This is a genomic window from Terriglobales bacterium (assembly GCA_035651995.1).
In the GTDB taxonomy this organism is placed as follows: Bacteria; Acidobacteriota; Terriglobia; order Terriglobales; family Acidobacteriaceae; genus DASRER01.
Map to the genome: position 1 here is coordinate 148,723 of DASRER010000034.1, position 26,200 is coordinate 174,922.

At 63.1% G+C, this 26,200-nt stretch carries 16 protein-coding genes and 1 tRNA gene; 7 read left to right on the top strand and 10 right to left on the bottom strand.

The annotated features are described in order from the left end of the window. Window positions 1-54: 54 nt before the first annotated feature. From VFA60_11960 to VFA60_11980, 5 genes are all read right to left on the bottom strand, one after another. Window positions 55-1,281 (bottom strand): membrane dipeptidase, encoded by a 1,227-nt coding sequence (locus tag VFA60_11960; GenBank protein HZQ92502.1) that lies wholly within the window; start codon window positions 1,279-1,281, stop codon window positions 55-57. A 36-nt stretch (window positions 1,282-1,317) separates the two neighbouring features. Beyond that, window positions 1,318-3,225, bottom strand: coding sequence for a S9 family peptidase (locus VFA60_11965; GenBank protein ID HZQ92503.1), 1,908 nt, complete (start codon window positions 3,223-3,225; stop codon window positions 1,318-1,320). Next, a complete protein-coding gene (locus tag VFA60_11970) occupies window positions 3,222-5,228 on the bottom strand; it encodes a prolyl oligopeptidase family serine peptidase (protein HZQ92504.1) in 2,007 nt (668 codons plus the stop codon). Before VFA60_11970 ends, VFA60_11965 begins: the two co-directional genes overlap by 4 nt. A gap of 64 nt (window positions 5,229-5,292) precedes the next feature. Beyond that, on the bottom strand, window positions 5,293-8,466 hold the full coding sequence (locus VFA60_11975; protein HZQ92505.1) for a carboxypeptidase regulatory-like domain-containing protein: 3,174 nt from the start codon (window positions 8,464-8,466) through the stop codon (window positions 5,293-5,295). A 200-nt stretch (window positions 8,467-8,666) separates the two neighbouring features. Continuing rightward, on the bottom strand, window positions 8,667-9,350 hold the full coding sequence (locus tag VFA60_11980; GenBank protein HZQ92506.1) for a TetR/AcrR family transcriptional regulator: 684 nt from the start codon (window positions 9,348-9,350) through the stop codon (window positions 8,667-8,669). Window positions 9,351-9,515: 165 nt separating this feature from the next. Here VFA60_11980 and VFA60_11985 point away from each other — a divergent pair, with 165 nt between their 5' ends. The 5 genes from VFA60_11985 to VFA60_12005 all read left to right on the top strand — a co-directional run bounded on the left by VFA60_11985 (window position 9,516) and on the right by VFA60_12005 (window position 16,259). Beyond that, window positions 9,516-12,869, top strand: coding sequence for a TonB-dependent receptor (locus VFA60_11985; protein ID HZQ92507.1), 3,354 nt, complete (start codon window positions 9,516-9,518; stop codon window positions 12,867-12,869). Between the two features lie 169 nt (window positions 12,870-13,038). Beyond that, complete coding sequence (locus VFA60_11990; protein ID HZQ92508.1) at window positions 13,039-14,310, top strand: amidohydrolase family protein; 1,272 nt, start codon at window positions 13,039-13,041, stop codon at window positions 14,308-14,310. A 23-nt stretch (window positions 14,311-14,333) separates the two neighbouring features. Then, complete coding sequence (locus tag VFA60_11995; protein ID HZQ92509.1) at window positions 14,334-15,731, top strand: amidohydrolase family protein; 1,398 nt, start codon at window positions 14,334-14,336, stop codon at window positions 15,729-15,731. A gap of 205 nt (window positions 15,732-15,936) precedes the next feature. Next, window positions 15,937-16,170, top strand: coding sequence for a hypothetical protein (locus VFA60_12000; protein HZQ92510.1), 234 nt, complete (start codon window positions 15,937-15,939; stop codon window positions 16,168-16,170). A 12-nt stretch (window positions 16,171-16,182) separates the two neighbouring features. Then, window positions 16,183-16,259, top strand: a tRNA-Ile gene (locus VFA60_12005). A 3-nt stretch (window positions 16,260-16,262) separates the two neighbouring features. Here VFA60_12005 and VFA60_12010 read toward each other — a convergent pair. Next, window positions 16,263-16,538, bottom strand: coding sequence for a hypothetical protein (locus VFA60_12010; GenBank protein HZQ92511.1), 276 nt, complete (start codon window positions 16,536-16,538; stop codon window positions 16,263-16,265). Window positions 16,539-17,400: 862 nt separating this feature from the next. On the opposite strand from VFA60_12010, the gene VFA60_12015 reads away from it, so the two are divergent. Together VFA60_12015 and VFA60_12020 are read left to right on the top strand one after the other, a co-directional pair. Further along, the gene (locus VFA60_12015) at window positions 17,401-18,765 is read left to right on the top strand and encodes a copper oxidase (protein ID HZQ92512.1); all 1,365 of its coding nucleotides are present in this window, start codon (window positions 17,401-17,403) and stop codon (window positions 18,763-18,765) included. 196 nt (window positions 18,766-18,961) lie between these two features. Further along, the gene (locus VFA60_12020; GenBank protein HZQ92513.1) at window positions 18,962-20,251 is read left to right on the top strand and encodes a TolC family protein; all 1,290 of its coding nucleotides are present in this window, start codon (window positions 18,962-18,964) and stop codon (window positions 20,249-20,251) included. 192 nt (window positions 20,252-20,443) lie between these two features. On the opposite strand, the gene VFA60_12025 is transcribed toward VFA60_12020, so the two are convergent. From VFA60_12025 to VFA60_12040, 4 genes are all read right to left on the bottom strand, one after another. After that, a complete protein-coding gene (locus tag VFA60_12025; GenBank protein ID HZQ92514.1) occupies window positions 20,444-21,766 on the bottom strand; it encodes a Zn-dependent hydrolase in 1,323 nt (440 codons plus the stop codon). Between the two features lie 63 nt (window positions 21,767-21,829). Next, window positions 21,830-22,423 carry a YceI family protein gene (locus tag VFA60_12030; protein HZQ92515.1) on the bottom strand — a complete coding sequence of 198 codons (594 nt, stop codon included), beginning with the start codon at window positions 22,421-22,423 and terminating at the stop codon, window positions 21,830-21,832. 12 nt (window positions 22,424-22,435) lie between these two features. Continuing rightward, a complete protein-coding gene (locus tag VFA60_12035; GenBank protein ID HZQ92516.1) occupies window positions 22,436-23,068 on the bottom strand; it encodes a hypothetical protein in 633 nt (210 codons plus the stop codon). Between the two features lie 94 nt (window positions 23,069-23,162). After that, the gene (locus tag VFA60_12040) at window positions 23,163-25,634 is read right to left on the bottom strand and encodes a 2-oxoglutarate dehydrogenase E1 component (GenBank protein ID HZQ92517.1); all 2,472 of its coding nucleotides are present in this window, start codon (window positions 25,632-25,634) and stop codon (window positions 23,163-23,165) included. Window positions 25,635-26,200 lie beyond the last annotated feature (566 nt).

The following is a 26,200-nucleotide window of genomic DNA, read 5'->3' on the forward strand; positions in this document are numbered from 1 at the left end:
CCCTGTCCCCTGCTTGCCCGCGGCCGCTGATCGACGGGTATTCTACCCGCGCGTTCACGCCTTGGCAGCCTTGCCGCGCGGCCTTGCCCACACCTGTTCCAAAACGCGAAGAATGTTGCCGGAAACGCTCTTGCGAATCTCCTCGTCCGAGTAGCCGTGCGCAACCATCCAGCGCACGATATTGGGGAAGGCCTCGGCCGGGTTCTCGATGCCCTTCACGTACTCAACTTCGTCGAACGGCTGCTTGCCGTGCGCCGACTTGATGGAGAGTGCGTTGGCGAACACGTGGTGCAGGCCCACGTGGTCGCCGAACAGCGTGTCTGGCCCGAAGGCCACATGATCGATCCCCACCAGGTTGGCTATGTACTCGAAGTGCTCCATGTAGGACTCGATGGAGTGCTGAATGTGCTTCTTCGTGAGCGTTGTGTGCGGCGCGGCTTCAATGCCGATCACCCCGCCCTTTTCCGCGCAAGCCTTGATGACGTGGTCCGGCTTCATGCGCGGACTGTCCCACAGGGTGCGCGTGCCTACGTGCGTAATGAAGATGGGCTTCTCGCTGAACTCGATCGTGTCGAGCGAAGTCTGATCGCCGGAATGCGAAACATCAATCGCCATTCCGATCCTGTTCATGCGTCTCACGGCCCTGCGCCCCAGATCTGTCAGGCCGCCGTCGCGCCGCTCTTTCAGCCCGCAGCCGAGCGAGTTCGCTTCGCTGTAAGCGATGCCCATCATGCGCACGCCGAAGCCGTAGAGGATGTCGATCCGGTCCACCTCGTTTTCGATCATGGTGGAGGCTTCCAGCGCGGCCACCAGCGCCACCCGCCCGGTCTTCTTCGCTTCGTAGAAATCGTCCACCGTGGTGGCCAGAAAGACCAGGTCCTGGTGCGCAATGTCGCTGTAGCGCATGCCAAGGTCGTGGATGACGTCATCCCACTTCCAGCCCGCCTTGCTGGTGACCATCGCCGTGCCGTCCATGAAGTTGTCGAAGACAACGTCCAGGCGCGACGCCGCCAGGCCCTCGTACCCGGTCCAGTCGCGGCCGGCGCGGCGGTATTCCCAGATCTCGTTCACGTCCTCGGGCACCACGAAGGCGTGGTCGTGCAGCGAAATGATGAGTTCATTGTCGAGCAGGCGGTCAACCCGTGCTTCCTGTTCCTCGGTGACCTGGACCGAGTAGCTCGGAACTCTGCCGATCTCCTTCGCCAGCCGGAAAGGCTTGTAGTCCACACCCTCTTCCAGATACTGAAATGAGCGATAGCCGTCGTACTGTTTCGTCTTCAAGCCCTTTCTCCCCGGCACGATAGTTTGACCCTACTACTACTGCAAATACTTGGCAAACCAGGCTTCCATTCGAGTATAGGCGTCCACGAAGTTCTCCGGGCGCCGGATTCCGTGCTGCTCGTTAGGATAGTGGAAGAACTCAAACGTCTTTCCTTCCTTCTTCAATGCTTCCGTCAAGCGGATCGCCTGACTATACGGCGCGCGGCGATCCAGCTCGCCATGCTCGATGAGCAACGGAACGTTGACATCCTTGATGAAGTTAATGGTGGAGTTGCGATAGTACATGTCGGGGTTGTCTTCGGGACGGAAGCCGTCGAACCCCGTGACCAGAAATATCTTACCCAGCCGATCGGCGTCGTCATACGCCGCGACCCAGTCGTAGATTCCGTAAAACGGCGCCGCTGCCTGAAACTTCGACGGATCGCGCGTGACCGCGGCCATACTCATGATGCCGCCGTAGCTGCCTCCATAAACTCCAATCTTGCCGCTGCAACTGGGCAGAGAGCGCAAAAAGTCGGACGCTGCCACCGCGTCCCAGCCCTGGCCGCGCGTCCAGTCGCCGACGCTCAGCCGCTGGAACGGCCGCCCATAACCGGAGCTGCCGCGATACTCAATGGCGAGCACGATGTAGCCCTTCTGCGCCAGGTACTGTTCCATGGCATGGAAAGTATTCGCATAGGAATTGGTGCCGCCGCCGTGTACGGAAACCAGTCCGGGATACTTCTTGTTCCCGTCCATCACCGGCGGTTTGTACAGGTAGCCGTGGATGTAGAGACCGTCGTTGCTGCGGAATGAAACCTGGATGGGCGCGCGCACGTCCTTGAACTGCGTTGCCCACTTGGTGAGCTGCGCCGCCTCGCCGCCCCTGGTCGACATCGCCCACACATCCCCGGAGCTGACCGGCGTGGTGCGCGTGAAGGCGATGATGCTGCCGTTGGCGGCCACGTCCATGGACTGCATGCCGCCCTCGAAGTTGGTGATCTGCGTGGCGCATCCCTCGCCATTCGCCGGCACGGCCCAGATGTTGGTGTTGCCGCGACTGATATTGCGGAAGTAGATCAGGCTGCTGTCGGGCGACCAAAAGACGTGGGCGTTCATTTCGAAGTCGCTCACGTCCACGTCCATGTGCACGTGGCGCACTTTCCCCGTGGCCACGTCGTAGATGTAGAGATACGACATGTCTTCGAACCAGTAGTCGGACTGGCTGTTGCCGTTGAACGCGATCGACTTGCCGTCGGGCGACCACTCGGGATTTCCCATCACCCACACGCCGGTGGTGATCTTGCGCATGCCCGAGCCGTCCGCGTTCACCATCCATAGGTCGTCGGAGTAGTAGTCGCTGCGCCCGGAGACAAACACGATCTGCTTGCCGTCGGGCGACCACTCCGGCGCCCAGCGGAACTCGTCCCACTCGTTCGTCTTCTGCGTGAGCTGTTTCGGCTCGCCACCCTTCGCGCTGACCACCCAGATGTCCTGGTCCTTCGCGCGATTGGAGATGTAGGCGATCTGCGTACCGTCGGGCGACCAGCGCAGCCCGTGCTTCGCGCTGTTGTCATTGGTCACGCGCGTCGGCTCCCCGCCCGCAACAGGAATCGTGAAGATGTCCACCTGCCCGCCGCCGCCCGCGCCTCGGCCCCCGCCGGAGAGATAGGCGATCGTCTTTCCGTCGGGCGACCACTGGATGGAGCCTCCCTCGGTGAGCGCGCGCGGTTCGCCGCCGCCGGCGGGAATGAGCCAGATCCTCTGTCTGCCGCCATAGTTCGAACCGAACGCGATCGTGCGGCCGTCGGGCGACACCGCTACGTCGCCAGTGCGCGTGATTTGTGTCATGGCGCGGAGCGTGAGTTCAGCCGGACCGGCCGCAGGTGCCGCGGGCTGCTGGGCCGCGGCTGCGATGGCGGCGGTCAGCGACAGAATCAGGATGCTGAGGTTTGGCCGTGTCATTGCGAGCCTCCTGACGCGCGCTGCGCCGGCGCCTGGCTCTCTTCGCCTTTCAGGTACTTGTCGAACCAGGCCTCCATTCGCGTGTACGCGTTGACGAAGTTGTCGGGTCGCCGGATGCCGTGCTGCTCATCGGGAAACGAGAAAAACTCGAACGTCTTGTTGTGTTTCTTCAGCGCCTCCACCAACAGTTGCGACTGGGTGAACGGCGCGCGCCGGTCCAGTTCGCCGTGCTCGATCAGCATCGGCGTGGTGATCTTGTCCACGAAGTTGATCGTCGAGTCGGCGTAATACACGGCGGGATTTTCATCCGGCTTGTAGCCCTTCATCCCCATCACCACCCAGAATTTCATGAGACGGTCGCCATCGCGGTAGGCGGCAGACCAGTCGTAGATCCCGTAGAAGGGCGCGGCCGCATCGAACTTGGAGGAATCGCGCGTGAGCGCCGCCAGCGTCATGATGCCGCCGTAGCTGCCTCCGTAGATTCCGACTTTCCCGTTGCAGTACGGCAGGCTGCGCAGGTAGTCGGCCCCGGCCACCGCGTCCCAGCCCTGGTCGGCCGCCCAGCTTCCCCACGACGCCAGTTGGAAGCGGCGTCCGTAGCCGGAGCTGCCGCGGTACTCCACCGACAGCACCACATACCCTTTGTGCGCCAGGTACTGCTCCATCCCGTGAAAGCCGTTGGCAAACGCGTTGTTGCCGCCCCCGTGCACGGAAATCAGTCCGGGATACTTCTTCGCCGGATCGAGTCCCGCCGGCTTGTACAGATAGCCGTTGATATACATGCCGTCTTTGCTGAGGAATGAAATCTTGGCCGGCGCCGCAACGCCGTCAAACCGCGTCGCCCAGTGCGTGAGCTGCCGTTCTTCCCCGCCGTTCATCGGCATCCAGGTCAGCTCGCCGGGCCCGGTCTGCGTCGCGCGGACGAACGCAATACCATCGCCCTTCGGCGACACCGACATGCTTTGAATCACACCCTGGCCATTGGTGACTTGCGTCGCCACCAGGTTGCCTTCCACGTTCACGGACCAGATGTTGGTGTCCCCTCGCGTGTTGTAGCGATAAAACAGCGACTTGCTGTCGGGCGACCAATACATGTGGATGTTGCCGTTCAGGTCGGTCGCATAACCATCGGTCGCCAGCTTGCTTACCTTGCGCTCGGGCATCTTCACCAGGTAGAAGTCCGACATGTCGTCGAACCAGAATTCCCAGTTGCGCACCGCGTTGAAGGCGATGTACCGGCCATCCGGCGACCACAGCGGGTCGGTCATCACGCGCACGTTGGTGGTGAGCCTGGTCAGGTGCGAGCCGTCCACGTCCACCATCCACAGGTCGTCGGCAAAGTAGTCGCTGCGGTTGGAGACAAAAGCGATGTGCTTGCCGTCGGGCGACCATGTCGGCGCCCAGCGGTTCTCATCCCACTCGTTGGTCTTGCTCGTCAGCTTGCGCGGTTCCCCGCCCGCCGCGCTGACGATGTAGATGTCCTGCGTCTTGTCGCGATTGCTGATGTAGGCGATCCACTGGCCGTCGGGCGACCATCGCACCCCGTGCTTGGCTGACTTCTCATTCGTCACACGCTGCGGCTCGCCCCCCTCCGGACTGATCGTCCAGATGTCGCTCTGGCCGTCGCGCATCGCAAGGAAGGAAATCTTCTTGCCGTCGGGGGACCACTGCGGTCCGCTTTCCCCGGGCGACGACGGGAGCAGCGCCTTCGGCTCGCCGCCGGCGACGCTGACCAGATAGATCTTCGACCCTGCCCCCCGGCCACCGAACGTGAACGCGATCCACTTGCCGTCGGGCGAAATTTCCGGATCGCTGATGCGGCTTACTTGCGTGAGATTGCGCAGTGTCAATTCGGTGCCGCCGCCCGCCGCCGCGCCCGCCCTGGCCGGTTGGGCTTTCGCCGCCGCCTTCGCCGGCCCGGTGGTTTTCTTCTGCGCCGCCGCGGAAAGCGCTGCCGCCAGCAGCGTACACGCACAAACGAACCTCACCGTGGCTCGAGACATGGGACCTTCTCCTCGCAATGCGGACGGCCGGGGGCGGCTTGCGCCGCCACCCGGCCCCCAATCGTCAGAAGTAGAACTTGAAGCCAAGCTGTATCTGGCGCGAGTTCGTTGCCGTCCCCAGGATCTTGCCGAACAGCGGCGACGACAGCGTGCTGTTGGGATTGCTGAAGTTTGTGTGATTGAACAGGTTGAAAAACTCCGAGCGGAACTCGAAGCGCCGCTGTTCACCCATGGGCACGTTCTTCTGCACGGCGAAGTCTACGTTGAACAGCGCCGGGCCTTCGAACGCGTCGCGCCCGGTCAGCACGCCGCCGGTACGCGCCAGGATCACATTGTTCACCGCGCTCTGCACCTTGAGGAACTGCGTCTTGTCCGTTGCGCCGCTCGCATACACTTCCCTGATCGAGTGCCCCGGGAGCACCTGCGCGCGGTCGGTGGCGTTGCCGTCGCCGTTCACATCGGCCCCTGCCGTAATCGAGAACGGCTGGCCGCTGTGCGCGCTGAACACCCCGGAAAGCGCCCAGTTGCCCAGGATGTGCGAGGCGATGCCCGACGTGAGCCACGGCTTGCCGTGCCCAAACGGCAGCGAGTAAACGCTGTTGGCCACAATCATCTGCCGGAAGTCGGCTTCCATGCGGCCCTTGTCGAGGTTGTAGTTGAAGTGGTCGGTCGGCACCGCGCCCGCCTCCACCAGTCCGATGTTCTTGCTGTACGTGTAGGAAACCTGCGCGCTGAACCCGTGGCTGTAGCGGTGGTTGTACTCCACCTGCAGGCCGTTGTAGTGCGAGTTGCCCAGGTTTTCCGTGATGCTGATGGTGTTGAAGACCGAGTTCGGACGCACGCCGGTGAACGCCGCGCCAAAATTGGCCGCCGTCCCGATGTTGTAGTGCAGCGTGTGCGAACCGGCGTAGCCAACCTGCAAAAAGCCGTTCCGGTCCGTCTTGAACTGCAGGTTGAAGGTGTAGTTCTGAACATAAATCGCCTGGTTGCCCGGATCGTAGCCGGAGATGTTCTTCTTCGTCGTCGCAAACTGCGCCGGATCGGCCACCGTGCCGAAGACCTGGTTGGTGATGCTGGTCGGGAACGAGAACGGCGGGTTCCCCGTGCCGGTGTTGAAGCCGAACAGGTCGGGCCGCTGGTAGTAGATGCCGTAGCCTCCGCGGACCACCATCCAGCCCATCGGCGACCAGGAGAAACCCACCCGCGGCTGGAATTCGTTCTTGTGGATCGGCGCGTAGCCGAAGCCCTTGGGCAGGAACAGGCCGACGTTCGCGATGTTGGTAATCGGCGCGTCCGGAATCGGATTGCCGTTCGAATCCAGCTGATAGATGTTGTTCTGGGTGCCGTTTTTCTCCCGCGGAATCGTGTTGATCTCGTAGCGCAGCCCCAGGTTGATCGTGAGGTTGCGGCGCGCCTGCATCGCGCCGTTCACGAAGCCCGCAAACAGCGAGTAGCGCGGGTATCGCTTCGACGAGTTCAGCGGCACTAGGTTGAAAGTTTGCGTCTGCGTCTGGAACTTGGCGGTCGTCACCCCGTTCACCGCCGTGTCAAACGGCGGGCCGAAACCCACAAACGTAATGTTGCGGCGCGGCGTATCGGCGCCGAACGAGTTGATCTGGTACCGGAAGGCGTTGAAGCCGGTCTTGATGTTGTAGCGGCCCCTGGTCATGCTGAGCGTGTCGGTCCACTGGAAGACGTTGTCATGCCGTCCCTGGGGAATATTCGTGCCCACCCCGGCATTCGTCAGCCCCGTGCCGGAGAAGGTGATGCTCGGCAGCCCGTTGGCATCGGCCGCGCTCTTGGAAAATCCCAGCGCCGCAACCGCGTCCGGCGGCTCGTCCCAGGAAACGCTCAGGGCCGACCGGTTGTAGTTGAATCGCGCTTCGTTGACCATCGTGTTCGAGATCAGCCGCGTCCACGCGATCTCGGGCACGAACGTGTTCCACCCGAAGCCGTTGTTGCCGCCCTGCAGCCCCGTGCTCAGGATCACGCCCGGCGTGCCGGTGGCGTGGTTGTAAACCACGCGCGCGAAAAAGCGGTCTTTCGACGAAATCTGCGCATCGTCGCGCACAATGAAGGCGTTGCGGTCGTTGCCCTGGTTTTGCACCACGTGCAGCGGCGCCACCAGCGCCGTGGGCGAGAACCCGGGATCGGGCGCCGGATAGAACGCCTGCAACAGTTCCTTGAAGTTGCCGTTGGCCGGCCCGCCCTTCACGGAAGCCAGCAGCAGCGGCGTCGGAACCACCGGAACGGCCGTGACCTTCAGCGTCTGCCGGTAGGCTTCGTACGATCCAAAAAAGAAATTCTTGTCACGGACCACCGGCCCGCCCAGCACGCCGCCAAATTGATTGAGCGTGAACGGAAGCTTGGCGGTGTTGGGCGGATCGAAGTAGTTGCGCGCGTTCAGCGCGTCGCTGCGGAAGAACTCCCACCCCGTCCCGTGGTACTGGTTGGTGCCGCTCTTGGTCACGACGTTCACGTGCGCGCCGGCCACCGTGCCGAACTCCGCATCGGCGCCGCCTGTCAGCACCTTGAACTCCGCGATCGCATCCGGAGGAATGCCGGTCCCGATGAGCGCCTTGTTGATCAGCGATCCCGGAACGGAGATGTCGTTGAAGTCGCCGCCGTCGATCGTGAAATCGTTGTAGAAATCGTCGGTGCCGTTGATGAAGCCGCCGTCGTTCCGCGTGGCGCTGGTGCGTCCCCCCGCCGTGCTGATGATGGGCGTGGCTCCGGCCTGCAGGCTGACCAGGTCAACGAACGAGCGCCCGTTGAGCGGCAACTCCGTCACTTTCTCGTTGCTCACCACCCCGCCGAGCGACGCGTCCACCGTGTTCAGCACCTCGGCCGACGCCGTCACCGTCACCGTCTCGGCGGCGCTGCTCACCTGCATGGTGAAATTGACCACCGACGTGCTCTGCACCGTGACCTCCAGCCGCGACTTCGCCGCCGCAAAGCCGGTGTGCGTCACTGTGATTTCGTATTGCCCGATGGGCACGTTGAGAAATTCGTACGTCCCCGACCCTCCGGTCGTGGCCGTCCGTTGTTCATTGGTCTGCACATTGCGCAGCATCACCGTCGCGCCCGGAACGACTGCCTGGCTGCTGTCGACAATGGTTCCATTCACTCTGCCGGTGACCGAACCCTGCGCAAACGCGCGTTCCGTACTGCTTGCCACGAACAACAGCGACCACAGCAACGCCGTGGACGCGAGGATCGAGCGGGTGTGACGAGCCATTGCCATCCTCCTCGCAGCCGCAGGTGGGGTCCGTGTTCCATCGCCGGCTTGGCCGTCCGGCGCCTCTGCGACTGTTATCGTACAAAAACAGATGGCAGACTATGAAGACACTTTGAGGCGTTGTCAAGCGGTTTTTTGTTGGCTTCTGATGGCTCCGCCGAACCGGCGGCCCGCATTCGGGCGCCCCGCGGGGGAACACCTTACCGGCCAAACCTTGCCATCGAGTCAACCGCGCTCTCAGGCACGGGTTTCCGGCCGGCGTTCGGCAGCAGAAGATCTAGAAATGCATCCGCAAGTTCGTCAATCGTGAGGCGGCCGTCTTGTCGGTACCACAAGATCGTCCAGTTGAGCGCGCCGAGCAGGAAGAGGCGCAGAAGGGGCGTGTTTTGGTGGACGACCCCGTCTCTTGCCAGGTCCTCCAGCACCTGCCCGATGTGCCTTTCATACTCGTCGCGAAACTTCACCGTTCGCAGCCGGGACCTCGGAGGAAGAGCACGCCAGTCCAGCATCAGCACCACGAAGGTATCGCGCTCATCGCCCAGCGTCTGGCGCAAATGAGTGTGGAGGATGGCTGACATTTTCTCCCTTGGCGAATGTGCCTGCGCTACTGCTGCGTCGAGGGCAGCGACCGCACGCCGCATGCCTTCCTCGATCACCGCCTCGAGGATCTGCTCCTTGCTGTCGAAATGAAAGAAGATGCTTCCCGACTGGATTCGCACTGCCTTGGCCAGATCGCGAACGGTTGTGCGCTCGTATCCTTTGTGCCGGAACAGTCGCGCCGCCGCTTTGATGATGGCCCTGCGTTTGTTGCCCCGGCTGCCCTTGCTTGATGTCACGGTCAATCTCCACCCGCACTGAACGCTTGTAACAGGTCTGGGCGACACCAGAAAAGGGCGCCCGCGATTTGCGCTTGACAGCCGGTCAAAACTGATATTAGCTTTCCGCCCTCAAACCAAGCAAGCGCTTGGTTGCCTGGCCGCTGCGGAGCGGGGGCCCGCAGCGACGACTTTCTTCAACACGGAGGCAGGCGTATGACACACGCGAGCGGTTTGAAACGTTTTTTGCTCGTGTTTGCGGCCACTCTGGCGTGTCTCGCGACAGCGCGGGCGCAGGACACAGGGCGAATCAGCGGCGTCATCAGCGACCCTTCCGGCGCCGTCGTCAGCGGCGCGGCCGTCCGTATCACCAACGCGCAAACCGGCCTTGAACGCACCCTGCAGTCCGACGTCAACGGTCGTTACGAAGTCCCCAGACTTCCCGTCGGTCAGTATGGCGTCTCGGTTTCAATGCGCGGTTTCCAAACCGCCAACGTGCCCAACTTGGAGCTCCACATCGATCAGGACCTGCGTGTCGACGTGCAGATGCGCGTGGGCAGCGCCACCGAGACGGTCGAGGTCACTGCCGCGCCTCCGTTGACCGAAACCAGTTCGAGTGAGATCGGCAACGTGATCCAGGAAAACCGCGTCCGCGAACTCCCGCTCAACGGCAGGAACATCCTTCAGCTTGCCTTGCTCGCCCCGGGTGCGACCGAGGCCGAGCCGCAAAGTGGTATCGAGCGCTTCACGTTCAACAGCGGCGGCTTCACCGTCAGCATCAACGGCGGGCGCACCGACCAGAATCAGTACGTGCTCGACGGCGTCTGGAATGGCGTCGTTTACTTCAACCAGCAAAACATCAATCCCACGGTAGACATGATTTCTGAGTTCAAGGTCAAGGGCACGAACGCCGACGCCAGCAGCGGTTTTGGCCACGGTGGCATTGTGACGTACGCGACGCGCTCCGGCGGAAACGAGTTCCACGGAAAACTGTGGGAGTTCGTGCGTAACGATATTTTCGACGCAAAAAATTTCTTCGATACACGGAAGCCGGCTTATCGCCAGAACCAGTTCGGCGGCGTCTTGAGCGGTCCATTTCTCCGCGGCAAATACAAGACGTTTTTCGCCATCAGCTACGAGCAACTGCAAATCCGCAAGGAGCTGACCGCCGTCCAGACTCTGCCCACGGCAAAGCAGGTAAGCGGAGACTTCTCTGCCGACAAGCCCATCTTTGACCCGCTAACCACTCGTCCCGACCCGGCGCGCCCGGGCCAGTTCATCCGCGATCGCTTTCCGAACAACATCATCCCGAGCAACCGGATTGCCGCTCCCTCCGCTTACTTGGCCAGCTTCTTCCCGAAGCTTACGACTGGCGGTGTGGGCAACTACGTCAATAACTCAAAGCGCGTCAATCGGCGCGATCAGGCCAACATTCGGCTCGACCACAGCTTTTCTCAAAAAGACCAGACATTCGCCCGCTTCACCTTGGCGAACTTCCTCGGAATCGAACCCCTGGGCGTGGGAACCGGCGCCAATCCGCCGTTCAACGCAATTCCGGTCACCGAGAACGCTTTCAGCCGCAACCTGGCGCTCGGCTGGACACACTCGTTCAGCAGCACCCTTCTGAACGATTTCCGATTTGGCTTCAACCGGGCTCGCTTGCCGCGCGAACAGCGCGGCCCTGATTTCTTCAGCATGTTCAACATTCCCGGCTCCAACCGCAGCCCCGCCGACTTCGGTCTCCCCGCGGTTTCGGTCACCGGCTTCACGGCTTTCGGCGGGAATGACACGATCACACCCTTCAACCTCGCCGAAAACGATTTTCAATGGGCTGACGACCTGAGTTGGGTCAAGGGCAGCCATACCTTCAAGTTTGGCGGCGATTTCATTCGTACCCAGCTCATTCACCAGTTCGACTTCTTCGCAAAGGGTTCGCTCAGCTTCCAGGCTGCTTTCACCACGGACCCGCAGAACAAAAACAACACCGGGAACGCATTTGCCGATTTCCTGCTCGGATTTCCCACGCAGAATCGAATCGGCTTGGGGTCAACGTATACCCACAGCTTCGAATATCGCATCGAGAGCTACATCAACGACACTTGGAAGATTGCGCCCCGGCTCACCCTCAATCTCGGCCTTCGCTACGAGATGATGCGCCCGCCGTTGTTTGCCGAACCGCTTTCGACGCTCGCGTCTGACGGCCGGATCGTGATCAGCGTACCCGATAACGGACCGTTGCCCCCGCAGGTCAAACTGTACGACGGAAAAGGAATTACCTTCGTTACGGCAAAGGACGCGGGATATCCCGCGACCCTGATCGACACCGACAAGAACAACTTTGCGCCGCGAGTGGGTCTTGCTTGGGACGTTTCGGGCGACGGCAAGACGGTGGTCCGCAGCGCCTACGGATACTTCTACACCCAGCGGCAACAAATCAATTCGTCGGCCCAGTTCATCAACGACATCCCCTTCTACAACATGTCAACCGTGCTGAATCAGGGCGTTGGTTTCGCTGCCAATCCAACTTCCCTTACGCCCACGTTGACGTGGAGCAACATGATTGTGAACAACGTGTCGTTGCCCGGCGGCACAGCGTTTCCCAGGTCGCTCCCCTTCGGCGAAGTCCAGCAATGGAGTGTCGGTATACAGCGCTCACTCTGGCGCGAGGCGGCCCTGGAAACCGACTACGTCGGTACCACCGGGCGCAAGCTGCTCTCCAGCTACAACCCCAACCAGATTGACTTCCTCGGCGAAGGCTGCGTCGGGTTAGGGGCTGGCTACGCGCTTCCGGCCAATTGCACCCGTAACGCTCCGCGCACGCGCCCCTTTCCGCAGTTCGGAAACTTCACCAGTTGGCAACCGAAGTCGACCTCCGACTACAACGCCCTGATTGTCAATCTCAATCAGCGAAGCAGAAAAGGGCTCACCTTCCAGGTGGGCTACACGTGGGCCCACTCGATTGACACATCTTCCGGTGAGAACGTCGGCGGGACCTCAGGCAACGGCACTCGCGATTCCTACGCATCAGTCGACATCGAGCGCGGCAACTCCAATTTTGACACGCGTCACCGCCTGACCATCAGCTACATCTACCAGCTTCCAATCGGCCCGAAGCAGAGGTTCATGGGCCGCGGCGGCGCCGTCGGGAAGGTGCTCGAGGGTTGGCAGGTTGGCGGCATCACAACCTACTCGAAGGGCGTGTCGTTCACGGTCACGCAGGCCAATGATCCGACCGGACTTGGACTGGGCCTGATGCCGAACCTGGTGTGCGATCCCAACCAAGGCGCCCCGCACACGATCCAGCAGTGGTTCAACACGTCCTGTTTCGTCGCCCAGGGCTCCAGTTACGGCAACGCGGGACGGAACATCGTTGCCGGACCGCCGATCAAGAATTTTGACATCTTCCTCACCAAGAACACGTCGCTCAGTGAGCGCCTGAACCTGGCGTTCCGGACCGAGTTCTTCAACGCATTCAACTCCCCGCAGTTCTTGATCCCGCAACGTTCGCTCGGCGGGGCGGGGTTCGGGCAGATCTTGGGGGCCCGTGACCCGCGCGAAGTTCAGTTTTCGCTCGCATTGTCGTTCTAGCAGTTCGCTGTAGTGTCGGTCGTGCGTTAGGCAAGTAGGCGGAGGCGATTGCATGTCTCGAAGAAACCTTTGTTGGACATTTGTGGTGGTTGCCATGGCGCTTGCGGGATTGGCGGCACAGGAATCGCCCCAGGGTCCGCAACGGATCGCCATCAGGGCGGGACGACTGTTGGACGGCACCGCCAACCCGGCGATTGACAACGCTGTGATCATCGTGGCGGGCGAACGAATCGAAGCAGTTGGCCCCGCCGCCAGCGTTGCGATTCCGGACGGCGCCAAGGTCATCGACCTCAGCGCCGACACCGTCATGCCGGGACTGATCAACGGTCACGAGCATCCCACGGTGCGGGCCTACGTCGGCAATGAAGATCCCAGGCACGAGGGCCGAAATTCTCTCATCCAGCAACTGAACATGATGGACGAGCCGCCGGCGATGCAGGCAGCGCGAGGCGTGCGCGATCTGCGCGTGGAACTGATGTGCGGGGTCACCACCGCCTACGTAGTCGGCGAGCTGCAATACAACGACGTCTACCTCAAGAAGGCCGCCGACGCGGGGGTCTTCCCTTCGCCTCGTCTGTACCTGTCCGGTCCATGGATCACCACGACCGGTGGCTACTACCCCTTCCCGCAGACCGACGGTCCTTGGGACCTGCGTCGTATGGTGCGCCGGAACATCGAGGCCGGCGCCCACCATATCAAGATCGTCGTGAACCATGGCGGCATGGCAAGCGGACCCGCCAACGGGCGCCCCTTCGCCGGCACAAACTGGACCGACGAAGAAATGCGCGCTGTCGTCGATGAGGCTCACCGGCTCGGGGTCAAGGTTACCGCCCATGCCGGCGACGCGATTGCTGAGAAGCAGGCCCTGGAAGCAGGTGTCGATTCCATCCAGCACGCGTCCGTCCTGACACCGGAAATCATCAATCTGTTTGTGCAGCGCAAGGCCTCCATCGTCAGCACTGCCGGCGCCGGGCAGGGCTTTTTCCAGCAATCGGACTTTCGATACATGGATACCGAAGCAAACAGCGCTGCTGACTGGATTGGCTATGCCCGCAAACTCGTTCAGGGCGGGAGGTCCCTGCAGGGCGGTCGTGCAGCGCCCGATCCCCAGCGGCAACAGGCGCGTTACGCCGAGCTGAGAGCTGCCCGTGACCGCGGTGTCCCCATCGCGGTTGGCAACGACAACATGGTCGGCTTGCTGCACCTGGACATCTACCACCTTGTCGACGCTGGATTTACGCCAAGCCAGGCCATCTACGCCGCGACCGGTGGCGGCGCGAAGGCGTTGGGGATTGATCGTGACGTGGGAACGCTGGAGAAAGGCAAGTTTGCCGACATCATTTCCATAAAAGGCAAGCCTGATCAGAACATCTTGGATCTTGAAAAAGTGAATTTCATCATGGTCGGCGGCCGCGACTATACCGGTCTCACGTTCCGGTAATCACGCGCATGCGGAGGATAGATATGAATTCACGACGGCGGTTGGGCCTGCTGGCTGTTGCGGTTGCTTTGAACGTATGCGTCGCCCTTGCCCAGGAGTCAGCAGCGCCCGCACGCATTGCTATTAAGGCCGGCCGGCTGCTGGACGGCAGCACAAACCCCGCGATCGAGAACGCCGTGATCATCGTGGCGGGAGACAGGATTGAAGCCGTCGGGCCTGCTGCGAGCGTCCGCATTCCCGCCGGCATCAGGGTGATCGATCTCAGCAGCGATACCGTGCTGCCCGGCCTGATCAATGGCCACGATCACCCGACAATCCGAGCGTTCACCGGCATCGAGAATGCACGGCGCGAGGGGCGCAACTCACTTCTGCAGCAGCTCGATGAAATGGCCGAGCCAACCCAAATTCAGGCCGCCCGCGGAGTGCGCGATCTGCGGGTTGACCTGCTCTGCGGTGTCACGACTGAATACGTCGTCGGCGAAGTGAAGTTTAACGATGTCTACCTGAAAAAGCTTGCCGACGCGGGCGTCTTTCCGTCCCCCCGCCTGTATCTCTCCGGCCCGTGGCTCATGCCCACCGGCGGGTACGACCCGATCACGCCAACCGACGGGCCGTGGGAAATGCGGCGCTTCATTCGAAAAAACGTCGAGGCCGGCGCTCACCACATCAAGATGGTCGTCAACAACGGCGGAATGGCATCCGGCCCGAGCGCGGGCCGCCCGTTTGCGAATACCAGCTGGTCCAAGGAGGAAATGGAAGCCGCCGTCGACGAGGCCCATCGGCTCGGCGTCAAGGTCACCGTCCACGCCGGCGACGTCGCCTCCGAAAAACTCGCCCTCGAAGCTGGCGCCGATTCCATCCAACACGCGTCCAGCCTGACTCCGGAGATCATGGACCTGTTCGTGCAAAAAAAGGCCTCTATCGTCAGCACCTATGCCGCCGGACTTCAGGGTTATTTCACTCCCAAAGATTTCGCTTACCTTGATACGGAGGCCAACAGCGCCGCCGACTGGATCGGCCGTGCTCGCGCCCTCATCGAGCGTGTCCGGCGAGAGAACCCCCGCGGATTTGGCAATCGCACCATGCAAGACCGCCTCCAGGAGCGCTATGCCCAACTCCGCACTGCTCGCGATCGCGGAATCCCGATTGCCGTCGGAACCGACAACATGCAAGGGCTGCTTCATATCGACATCTACCACCTGGTGGATGCGGGCTTTACCCCCATTCAGGCAATCAGCGCTGCCACGGGGACCGGCGCCAAGGCCTTGGGCATTGATCAAGAAGTCGGAACTCTCGAGAAGGGAAAATTTGCGGACATCATATCGGTGAGGGGAAGGCCCGATCAGAACATCTACGACCTCGAGAAGGTCAATTTTGTGATGGTGGGAGGCAGGAATTTCACCGGCCTGAGCTTTCGCTGATTTCCAGGCGGACGGCGCCAGACCGGAACGAATCGCGCTTCACAATTAGCTGCGTCATCTCGAAAGTGTTGAGCGCCTTTTGCATTCGTCGGCGCCACATCCGTGACGCTCGGGCGCGGAATCACAAAGACCATCCAAATGACGTGCCGATATGCCCATCTGGGCCGGGCGTAGAACTGCACGCAGTTGATCAGATGGCCTCAAATTGCCGGCCGTAGAACTGCAAGCAGTTGATCAGATGGCTTCAAATTGGGCGAGAGAAGGTACCGAAGCTGCGGATGAGAAGCAAAAAGACAGCCAATTTGCCATCGAACGCCAGGTTCGCGCCCGTTTTCGCTTGCTGACCACAATCCTGCTCACGCCAAAACTGACACCAGGCCGTTTCCGGCCAATCGGCGTTTCGCAAGCAATAAGATTTAAGTGCTTACATTTCTGCTAGATTGAAGCAAACGGGCCCGTAGCTCAGCTGGTTAGAGCAGGGGACTCATAATCCCTTGGTCCCAGGTTCGAATCCTGGCGGGCCCACCAGCGTTAGCTCGCCTTACGGCCGGATTTGCGAGCGTTCGGGACGGCAGCAATGATCGAACGGAGGGCGCGATTCACGGACTCGGATGAGTGGAAGATTTCGGACACGTCGGGCTCCAAAATCACTGCAACTACATTGCCCCGCAGCCGTGAAGCGAAGCGGTTCCGGCGCAAGTCTTGCTTGATGCGCCCGTGATGCTTGCCTCGAACCCCACCCTTCATCGAGGCGAAGTCATGCTCAGGGCGCATGTCGTCGATGCGTTTCGATTGAGGCTTCTTCATAGGAGTCCCGCTCGCGCCGTGTCACGCGCCGCGCGCTGATGATCCTGAGTGTATCGCGTTCTGCCGCACTCTCAATCGTTCAGCCATTTTCGGGTTCGGGCGATGCACGAAATGCCTCTCAATTTTTGGACATTTGTGCATCTATGCGTCCGAGGCTTAGAATCGGTTCGTGTTCGTACGCCAGGCAGCAGCCATAGCGATCGCGTTGACCCTGCTCACGGGAACATCGGGTGCGGCTCGGATTTGCGAAAGCCGCTGCTTGAGCCAAACGGCGACAACCCCGCATCACCTCCAACCCTCTGCTTCGAATACCGCGTCCCGCTCGATGCATCACCACGTCCCGGCCAGTCAGCGAGGGCCGGCCCCGGCAAGGTTTGCCCAGCCAAAGGGCGAATCTGTATCGGTTGACACCTCAGCTTGCCCGTCCTATGCCCAAATGGCAGCTCTCATCGGGAAGGTTGGGTTGAACACCGTCGAGAGTGCTTCGTCGGTGGCGCCGCCGCCCGTGGCGCCGTCGATCGCAGCAGCAGCAGGCGATCACCAAACCGGGCGACACCGGCCGCCGCCTCGCATCCACCGCTCCCATCCTGCTGATCTGGCCCTGCGAATCTAGAAGTCACGCTTCTCCCGCCGTCTGGTCGCTGGTCGGAGACGACGTTTCACACAGGCGCTGTTCCTCCGCCCCGGCGACGCCGATCCATCTCCTGCGCTCCACGAGGGACCTATGAAGAACAGGCGCGACTTTTTGAAGAACTTTTTCGGCGCCGGCGCGGCCGTTGCCGGCGTGCCAGCGCTGCTCAACGCACAACATGAACACACGATGCCAGCCCGGCCCCAGGCTGGCGGTGCAAAACAACCGCCCATGCAGCCGCACACCGCGCGCGCTGCCGGCGCGCCAGTGATGGTCGAGACCCCGGATGTGCCACAACTCCCGTGGCGCGCGGTGAATGGCGCCAAGGAATTCCATCTCGTCGCCGAACCAGTCAGGCGCGAGATCGCGCCGGGCAAGGTCCTGGACGTGTGGGGCTACAACGGCAGCGTTCCGGGCCCTACCATCCAGATCACCGAAGGCGACCGCGTCCGCATCATCGTGGACAACCACCTGCCCGAACCCACCTCCATGCACTGGCACGGGTTTGAAATCCCGCACAACATGGACGGCGCTCCGGGAACGAGCCAGGGCCTGATCCCGCCTGGCGGCCGGTTTGTCTACGAATTCACCCTCCATCAGAACGGGACTTTCTTTTACCACTCCCACATGGCCATGCAGGAAATGCTCGGGATGATCGGCGCGTTCATCATGCATCCGAAGCAGGCCTACCAGCCGCGCGTCGACAAGGACTTCGCCATCATCCTCCAGGAGTTCGCGGTCCTGCCGAACAACTCCGTCCCCAACACGATGAACATGGAATTCAACTGGCTGACCTTCAACGGCAAGGCCGGGCCGGCGGCCACGCCCCTCATCGTGCGTCTCGGCGATCGCGTGCGAATCCGCTGGATGAACCTCGGGATGGACCATCATCCGATTCACCTGCACGGCCACACCTTCTACGTGACCGGGAGCGAGGGAGGGCGCCAGCCGGAGGCGGGATGGGGGCCGAAGAACACGGCGCTGGTCGGCGTCGCCGAAGCCCTGGATTTCGAGTTCGTCGCCAACAATCCTGGCGACTGGATGCTGCACTGCCATCTGCCCCACCACATGATGAACCAGATGTCGTCCAACGTCGGCCCGCTGACGCGCCGCCCGGGAATGCCCATGGGCGTGTCCATGGAAAACGGCATGGGGATGCTCGACGGCGCGCCGGGCGCGCCCCTCGGCGACGACTACGGCCCCAGCCTCGGGCGCGGCATGGGGGTTGGTTCCACCAACGACCAGCCGGTCGGCAACACCGCCCTGTCACCAGCGAAAGCGGCCCGGGCCATGCCGGGCATGCAGCACGGCCAGATGCGGCCTGGCGAATCGCCATCGCCGCAACTGCCCGGGAACGCCAACCAGGTCCCTGGGTTTCCGCAGGACGCCTTCATGGAGGGCCACATGATGGCGATGGACCCATTGGTCGCCAAACCTGAGACCTACGGGCTCAATCCCGGGTGGAGCGGCTTTATGCAGGGGATGATGACCTTCGTCCGCGTGCTGGAGCCCGATAGGTACGAAAAAATCATGGCCCTGCGCCGGCAGCAGAAGCCGGCGGAGCACTCCGGCACAGAGCACAACCACCATGGCTAAGCGAAAGGAGCACAGCATGGCGAACGATCGGAAAGCGCTTCCACTTCTTGCTGCGTGGGTGTTATGCGCGCCCCTGGTCAGTGCCCAGATGGCGGGTCATCCGGCGCAGCAGTCTCAGGCGGCGCAACCGCCTGCTCACCAACATCCGGGCGCGCCGCCGCCGCAGCCGCTTCCCTCGCCCCAACAGCCGGCGACGATGTCCGTGCCCGGGCCTCCGCAAGGCCCTGCGCTCAGCCTGGCCGCGTTGGAAGAAATGGCCGCCGCGAATAATCCGACGCTGAAACAGGCCGCCGCCGAGGTTCGGGCTGCTGAGGGCCGCAAGCAGCAAGCCGGTCTCTACCCGAACCCGACGGTTGGCTACACCGGCGAAGAAATCGCTGGCGGACCCTCGCGCGCCGGTCAACAGGGTTTCTTCGTCCAGCAGGAGATTGTCCTCGGAGGGAAGCTGGGCCTGAGTCGCAGCGTCTTCGAAAAAGAACGCCAGCAGGCCCTGGCCGAGGCCCAGGAACAGCAGATACGTGTGCTGAACAATGTTCGCCTGCTTTTCTATCAGGCGTTGGCGGCGCAGCAACTGGTGGAACTGCGGCGCAACCTCAGCAAGCTCGCTGCCGATGCGGTTGAAACGTCGCACCAGTTGTTCAACATAGGCCAGGCCGACCAGCCCGATGTTCTGCAGGCCGAAGTAGAAGGCGAACAGGCGCAGCTCGCCGTCACCTTCGCCGAACAGGACCAGGTGCGTGTCTGGAAATCGCTTGCCGCGACCATAGGCCGGCCCGATCTCCCGCTGGCGCGTCTGGAAGGCGATCTGGAGCAGGTGCCCGCGATCACCGACGAGTGGCTGGACGCCATCCTGCGCGACAGTCCCGCGGTCAGAATTGCGGAACTCGGCGTCGCCAGAGCGGAAACCGCCCTGACGCGCGCCCGGCGCGAACCGGTTCCCAACCTGCTTCTCCGTGGTGGCTTGCAGCAGAACCGCGAACTGCGCGAATCCACCGGACGGCCAGTTGGTCTCCAGGGCTTCGCCGAGATTGGCGTGCAGGTTCCCCTCTTCAACCGGAACCAGGGGAACGTCGCGGCCGCGCAGGCCGACCTGGAGCGCTCGCGCCTGGAAGTGCAGCGGACCCGGCTCCTGCTGCGCGAGCGCGCCGCGCCGTTCTTCCAGAACTATCTGACGGCGCGCGCCGCCGTCGAGCGCTACCGCGGCCAGATGCTTCCCCGCGCCCAGAAGGCATATGAACTCTATCTCAAGAAGCACCAGCAGATGGCGGCCGCATATCCGCAGGTGCTGATCGCACAGCGAACGCTGTTCCAGCTCCAGACCGATTACATCGCAGCACTGGAAAATCTGTGGACGAACTCCCTCGCCCTGAAAGGCTTCCTGCTTACGGATGGTCTGGAAGCGCCGGCGCGGCCGGGCGAGATGGATCGTCCGGTTCGCGAAATCAATCTGCCGACGTCGGCGGTCACACCGCCGCAGGCGAGGTGAGAAACGCGGAAATCGAGGAAGCGGGAGGTCGCTTCCCCTTTGCTGCTGGGGCGGTGATCGTTGCCGTGAGCGGCGGGGCGGTCATGGTCCGTCGCGGCTTCAGCGCGCGTGAGCAGCCCTCACGGCTGGAAACGCTGATGGCTCGCGCCGCCCGCAGCATGTCGGTCCCGGCAGGCTCGATTCACCGTTCTCTCAGCTCTGGTCGGCCAGCAGGACGGTGTGCAGCAGCACGTTGGCGCCGTTGGCGCAGTCTTCCCAGCGCGTGAGTTCTTTCGGCGAGTGGCTCACGCCGCCCACGCTGGGCACGAAGATCATGCCCATCGGCCCGAGCCGCGCCATCATCTGCGCGTCATGCCCGGCGCCGCTGGGCAGGCGCATGGTGCGCAGGCCGAGCGTGGCGGCGCTGCGCTCGACCAGTTGCTGAATCTGCGGGCTGGCGACCGCCGGCGGATCGTGCTCCACCTGCTTGATGCTGATCTCCGTGCCGGTCTCGCGCGCAATCCCCTGCGCGCGCTGTTGAATGTCGCCTCCCAGCCGCGCGATCTTCTCCGCTGAAAGATCGCGCAGTTCGATCGAGTGCCGCACCAGCCCGGGGACCACATTGCGCGCATTCGGCGAAACTTCCAGGCGCCCGACGGTGCCGACCTGCGCGCCCGGTTCCGAGGTCACCACCGCCTGCACTGCTTCGATCAGCTTGGCGGCGGCCAGCAGCGCGTTGCGCCGCTCCGGCATGGGTGTGGTTCCGGCGTGGTTGGCGAAGCCGCGAATCTCCGCCTCGTATTCGTCAATGCTCACAATTCCTTCCACCACCCCCACGGGAATGCCTGCTTTTTCCAGCTTGCCGCCTTGCTCGATGTGCAGCTCGATGTAGCAGTGGAACGAATGTTGAGGTATCCGCGCTTCCGCGAGTCGATCCGGCGCGCCGCCGATTTTCGCGATGCCCTCGCGCCGCCGAACGCCGTTTACCACGCGGTCGAGTTCTTCCGGCGGAAGCTCGCCGGCCGCGCTTCGGCTGCCCACCAGCCCGCCTTCCTCGTTCGCCCAGATCGCCACCCGCAGCGGATGCCGGGTGGTCGTGTTGCTTTCGTTCAGCGTGCGGATGACCTCGATCGCCGACAACGAACCCAGATCGCCGTCGAAATTGCCGCCGCTCGGCACCGAATCGATGTGTGAACCAAACAGGATGGGCTTCAGCGAGGCATCGGAGCCGGCGCGGTCCCCAAAGATGTTGCCCGCCGCGTCAACCCGCGGCTCGAGACGCGCCGAGCGCATCAGGTCCATCGCGAACTTGCGTCCGGCAACATCGGCGTCCGAGTACGCAACCCGGCTCACGCCGTCGGCAAACGTGCCGCCCGCCCGGCGCCCGAAAACGCTGAGCCCTTCGATGCTCTCCCGCAAACGCTGCGCGTTGATGCGCAACGGCTCCGGCGCGGCCCCGAACGAAGAGGAGGAAATGGCCGCGCCGGCCGACGCCAGCGCAGCGGCTTTGAGCAAGGTGCGACGGTCAATCGCCATGGCGGAGCGGATTATATGCTCCGCGGAGCGCGGAACTGCCTGACTAACGCGCCGAGGGCGGCTTCACTTCGAAAGCTTCACTTCGAACTCCACCATCACTTCGTTCTTCACCTTCACCGTGCCGCCGCCTGCCGTGACCGGCGTGATGCCGAAGTCGCGCTGCTTCACGATGGCGCTTCCTGTGAACGCGCCGCCGCTTTCTTTCACCGTGAACGTAATGGGACGCCTGGCGCCGTGCAGTTCCAGCTCGCCCGTGACCTGCCACGAGTTGCCGTCGCGCTTTTCCACGCGCGTGGATTGGAAGCGGATCTCAGGATACCGCTGCACGTCGAGCACCTCAGGCCCGAGCATGGTCTTCTGGACTTCGGCCCGCGTCGACTCCGATTCGCCGGGGTCAGCCACCACCAGGCTTGCGCTCTTCACGGCCAGCGCAACTTGCGCCTTGCCCCGATCTACTTCTCCGCTCGCAATCGGGGCGCGCACCGTGTGGTCGTGTCCAAAGGGGGAAAACAGCCCTGCCTTGCCCACGTGGATGGTGAAACTGGAGTGCTCCACGTCAATCGGCTGCGCCTGCGGCCACATGAAAGCGCTGCCGATCCCCGGCATGCCGCCGAGCAGCAGCGCCATGACGACGAATTTTCCCTGCGCGCGCGCCACGATGCAGTCAGTTCAGAACTTCAATACGATGCCGCCAGAAAAAACGACGTTGTGCTGGCGATCGTCAGTTGGCGCGCCGAAATTGGGCTGGTTGGAATAGAAGTCGCGGACCTCCGCCCGCAGTCCAATCGGAAACAGGATCTTCACCGGCGTTTTGAAGTCCACGCCGCCGCCAAACTGCGCCGCGCCCGAGTTGGCGCCGCGTGGCGACGCGTTCGGCGCGCCATCGATGCGCGTGGAGCTTTCGTCGAAGCGCGCGTAGCCGCCGCCCACGGCCAGCCACGGCGAGATGCCGCTGTTCGGCGCAAATGCAACCCGCACCCCCGGCGTGATGAACAGGCTGGCGTAGTTGCGCGGCGCCGCCGTAAAGGGCGAGCTTACGTCGGTGCTCGGCGTCGCCACGAACGGAACTTCCAGGTAGACGGCCGCCCGCGGACTCGAGGTCAACTTCCGCGCGTACGTCGCTTGCAGCGAGAGCCCGGTCCCGATGCGGACCGGCGCCGTGGCCGGCGCTGTCAGCCGCGCCGTCGTATCAGGCGTCTTGATCGCGCCCAGCAGCAGCCCAACCTCGTTGTTCCTCTCTTGGGACAAGGCCGGCGTCACCGGCAACAGCGAGGCACACAGCAGCACAGCGCTCGCACGCATGAATCTCTCCTGCCCATGGGACTCCGCACGACGGGAAAGGTTTCACCCGTGGAACGCAAAACGTGATGGCGCTCGGGCCGCCGCGTGGTGAACGTTATGCGGTCGTGAACGCCAGCGTGAGCAGCGTCTTCTGCTCCATCTCGTGCGCCTTGGCCGATCCGGTGGCAGGGCTCGCGCTCGCCGAGCGCTTCACCGAACGCACCGGTGTCGGCTTCGCCAGGCGCCGCAGCCGCGGCCCCACGTAGAACAGCGCGCCCATGTTTGCCGGCTCCTCCTGCACCCACACCACTTCGCGCGCCTTGGGATGCCGCCCCAGTTCCGCCGCCAACTGCGCTTCAGGAAACGGATACATCTGGTCGAGGAAAACAATCGCCGTGGCCGTGTCTTTCCGCTTCTGCCGCTCCTGCCTCAGTTCGTGCCCGATCTTGCCGGTGCAGATCAGCACGCGCTCGGCGTTGGTGACCTCGGCGTCGGGCACTACCGGCAGGAACGGTCCGCGCTCCAGGTCTTCAATCTTCGACGACGCCAGCGGATGCCGCAGCATGCTCTTCGGCGTGAACACCACCAGCGGCTTGCGCCATTTGCGCAGCGCCTGCCGCCGCAGCAGGTGGAAGTACTGCGCCGCCGTCGAGGGCTGTGTGATCTGCATGTTGTCTTCGGCCGCGAGCTGCAGAAAGCGCTCAATGCGCGCGCTGGAGTGCTCCGGCCCCTGTCCCTCGTAGCCGTGCGGCAGCAGCAGCACCACGCCGGAGAGCAGCCCCCACTTGTCCTCGCCCGCGCTGATGAACTGGTCAATGATGATCTGTGCGCCGTTGGCGAAGTCCCCGAACTGCGCCTCCCACCCCACCAGCGCCTCCGGATAATCGCGGCTGTAGCCGTACTCAAAGCCGAGCACGCCCTGCTCGGAAAGCGTCGAGTTGTAGATCTCGCAGCTCGCCTGGTCCGGCGCCAAATGTTGCAGCGGCACGTATTGCTCTTCCGTCTCGATATCGATCAGCGCCGCGTGACGCTGGTTGAAGGTGCCGCGCCGCGTGTCCTGCCCCGAAAGCCGGATCGGCGTCCCCTGCGTCACCAGCGACGCGAACGCCAGCGCTTCGGCCATGCCGTAGTCCACCGCGCGCTTCCCCGCCGCCATCTCGGCGCGCTGCTCGAGCAGCTTTTTGATCTTCGGATGCACGTGAAAGCCCTCCGGCGCGCGCGCCAGTCCCTCGCCCAGGCGCTGCAACTCCGCCCGCTGCACGCCGGTCTCTACCTCGTACTCCGGCTTCCACGCTCCGCCGCGATACGCCGACCAGTACCCCGGCAGCGTTGCCATCTTCGGCTTCTTCTTGTAGCCGCTCGCCTGGCGCTGCGCTTCCATCAGTTGCTCGCGAATGCGCGCCGCCGTTGCGCTCGCATCCACCCCTATGCGCTCGGCGTAGATTTCCCACGTCCGCCGGCGCGCCTCGATCCGCTTGTACAGCAGCGGCTGCGTCACCGTCGGGTCGTCCACTTCGCTGTGCCCGTGCCGGCGATAGCCGATCAGGTCAATCACAACGTCGCTGCCGAACTCGTAGCGATACTCCGCCGCCCACCGCGCCACGCGAATCACCGCTTCCGGATCGTCGGCGTTCACGTGGAAGACGGGGATCGGCAGGCGCTTGGCAATGTCGGCGGCAAAACGCGAGGTGTGCAGCTCCTCCGGCGACGTGGTGAAGCCGATCAGGTTGTTCACCACCACGTGCAGCGTTCCGCCCACGTCGTATCCGGCCACGCCGCTCAGGTTCAGCGTCTCGGCCAGGATTCCCTGCCCGGCAAACGCGCCGTCGCCGTGCAGCACGATCGGCAACACCGCCTGTTTACCGTCGGCGCCGCGCCGCACCTGCTTCGCCCGCGCGCGCCCGATCACCACCGGATCAACCGCTTCCAGATGGCTGGGATTTGACACCAGGTGCAGGTTGAGCTTCTTGCCGCCCGCGGTCGTGTATTCCCCCGTCGCGCCCACGTGATACTTCACGTCGCCCGAGCCCAGCACGCTGCGCGGGTCCACATCCTCGAATTTGGCGAAGATGTCAGCCGCCGGCCGCCCCACGATGTTGCCCATCACGTTCAGCCGCCCGCGATGGCTCATGGCCAGCATGATCAGTTCGGCGCCGCGCTCACCCGCCGCGTTCATCGCTTCGTCCAGCAGCGGGATCAGCGACGCGTTGCCCTCCAGCGAAAACCGCTTCGTGCCCAAATAGCGCGACTGCAAGACCTGCTCGAACAGTTCCGCCGTGATCAGCCGCTCCAGCACGCGCTCCCGGTCCACCGGCGCCGGCTCGCTCTCCATGCGCTCGGCCACCCAGCGCCGCCGCTCCCGATCGTTGATGTGCATGAACTCGGCGCCAATCGTGCCCGAGTAGATGGCCCGCGCCTCCTCCGCCGCCTCGCCCCGCAGTTGTTCCAGCTCGGGATGCGGCTCCGGACGCAGATGTCCCAGCGGATCGAGGTCCGCCTGCAGGTATCCATACCGGCGAAACGCCTCAAACACCTGCTCGCGTTCGCCAGTCGCGGTATTGCTCACGGACTTGAGCGTGGTCGCCATGCCAATTCATTAGATTATCAGCGCCGGGATGCGTCGCGCGAGGGCCGGCTGGCGAATCGTCCTCGAGGGTGCCCCATGTCGGCGCGTTTTGTGCGCGGATTTGAGGACTTCCCTTGGCGGACATGACCGAGAAGTCCGAACTCCACGCTGTAGCGACGGGCGCCCTCGCCCGTCGGCGCCACCCCACGAGGTGGAAGCACCGGGCCTTGGCCCGGTGAAATCAGGCTCCGGTGGAAGCACCTGGCTTTAGCCCGGTGAAATCGGGCTCCGGTGGAAGCACCGGGCTTTAGCCCGGTGAAATTCCAATCACAAAGAGAAGCCGCCGCGCAGGAGCCGGTACGGCGACTAAGCGGCCGTTTTCCCCCGCCCGGCGATACGACTGCACCACAACAAAATCGTCGCCCCGGAGCCCTCCGCGGGCGAACTGACTTCCGGTGGAAGCACCGGGCTTTAGCCCGGTGAAATTCCAATCACAAAGAGAAGCCGCCGCGCAGGAGCCGGTACGGCGACTAAGCGGCCGTTTTCCCCCGCCCGGCGATACGGCTGCACCACAACGAAAATCGTCC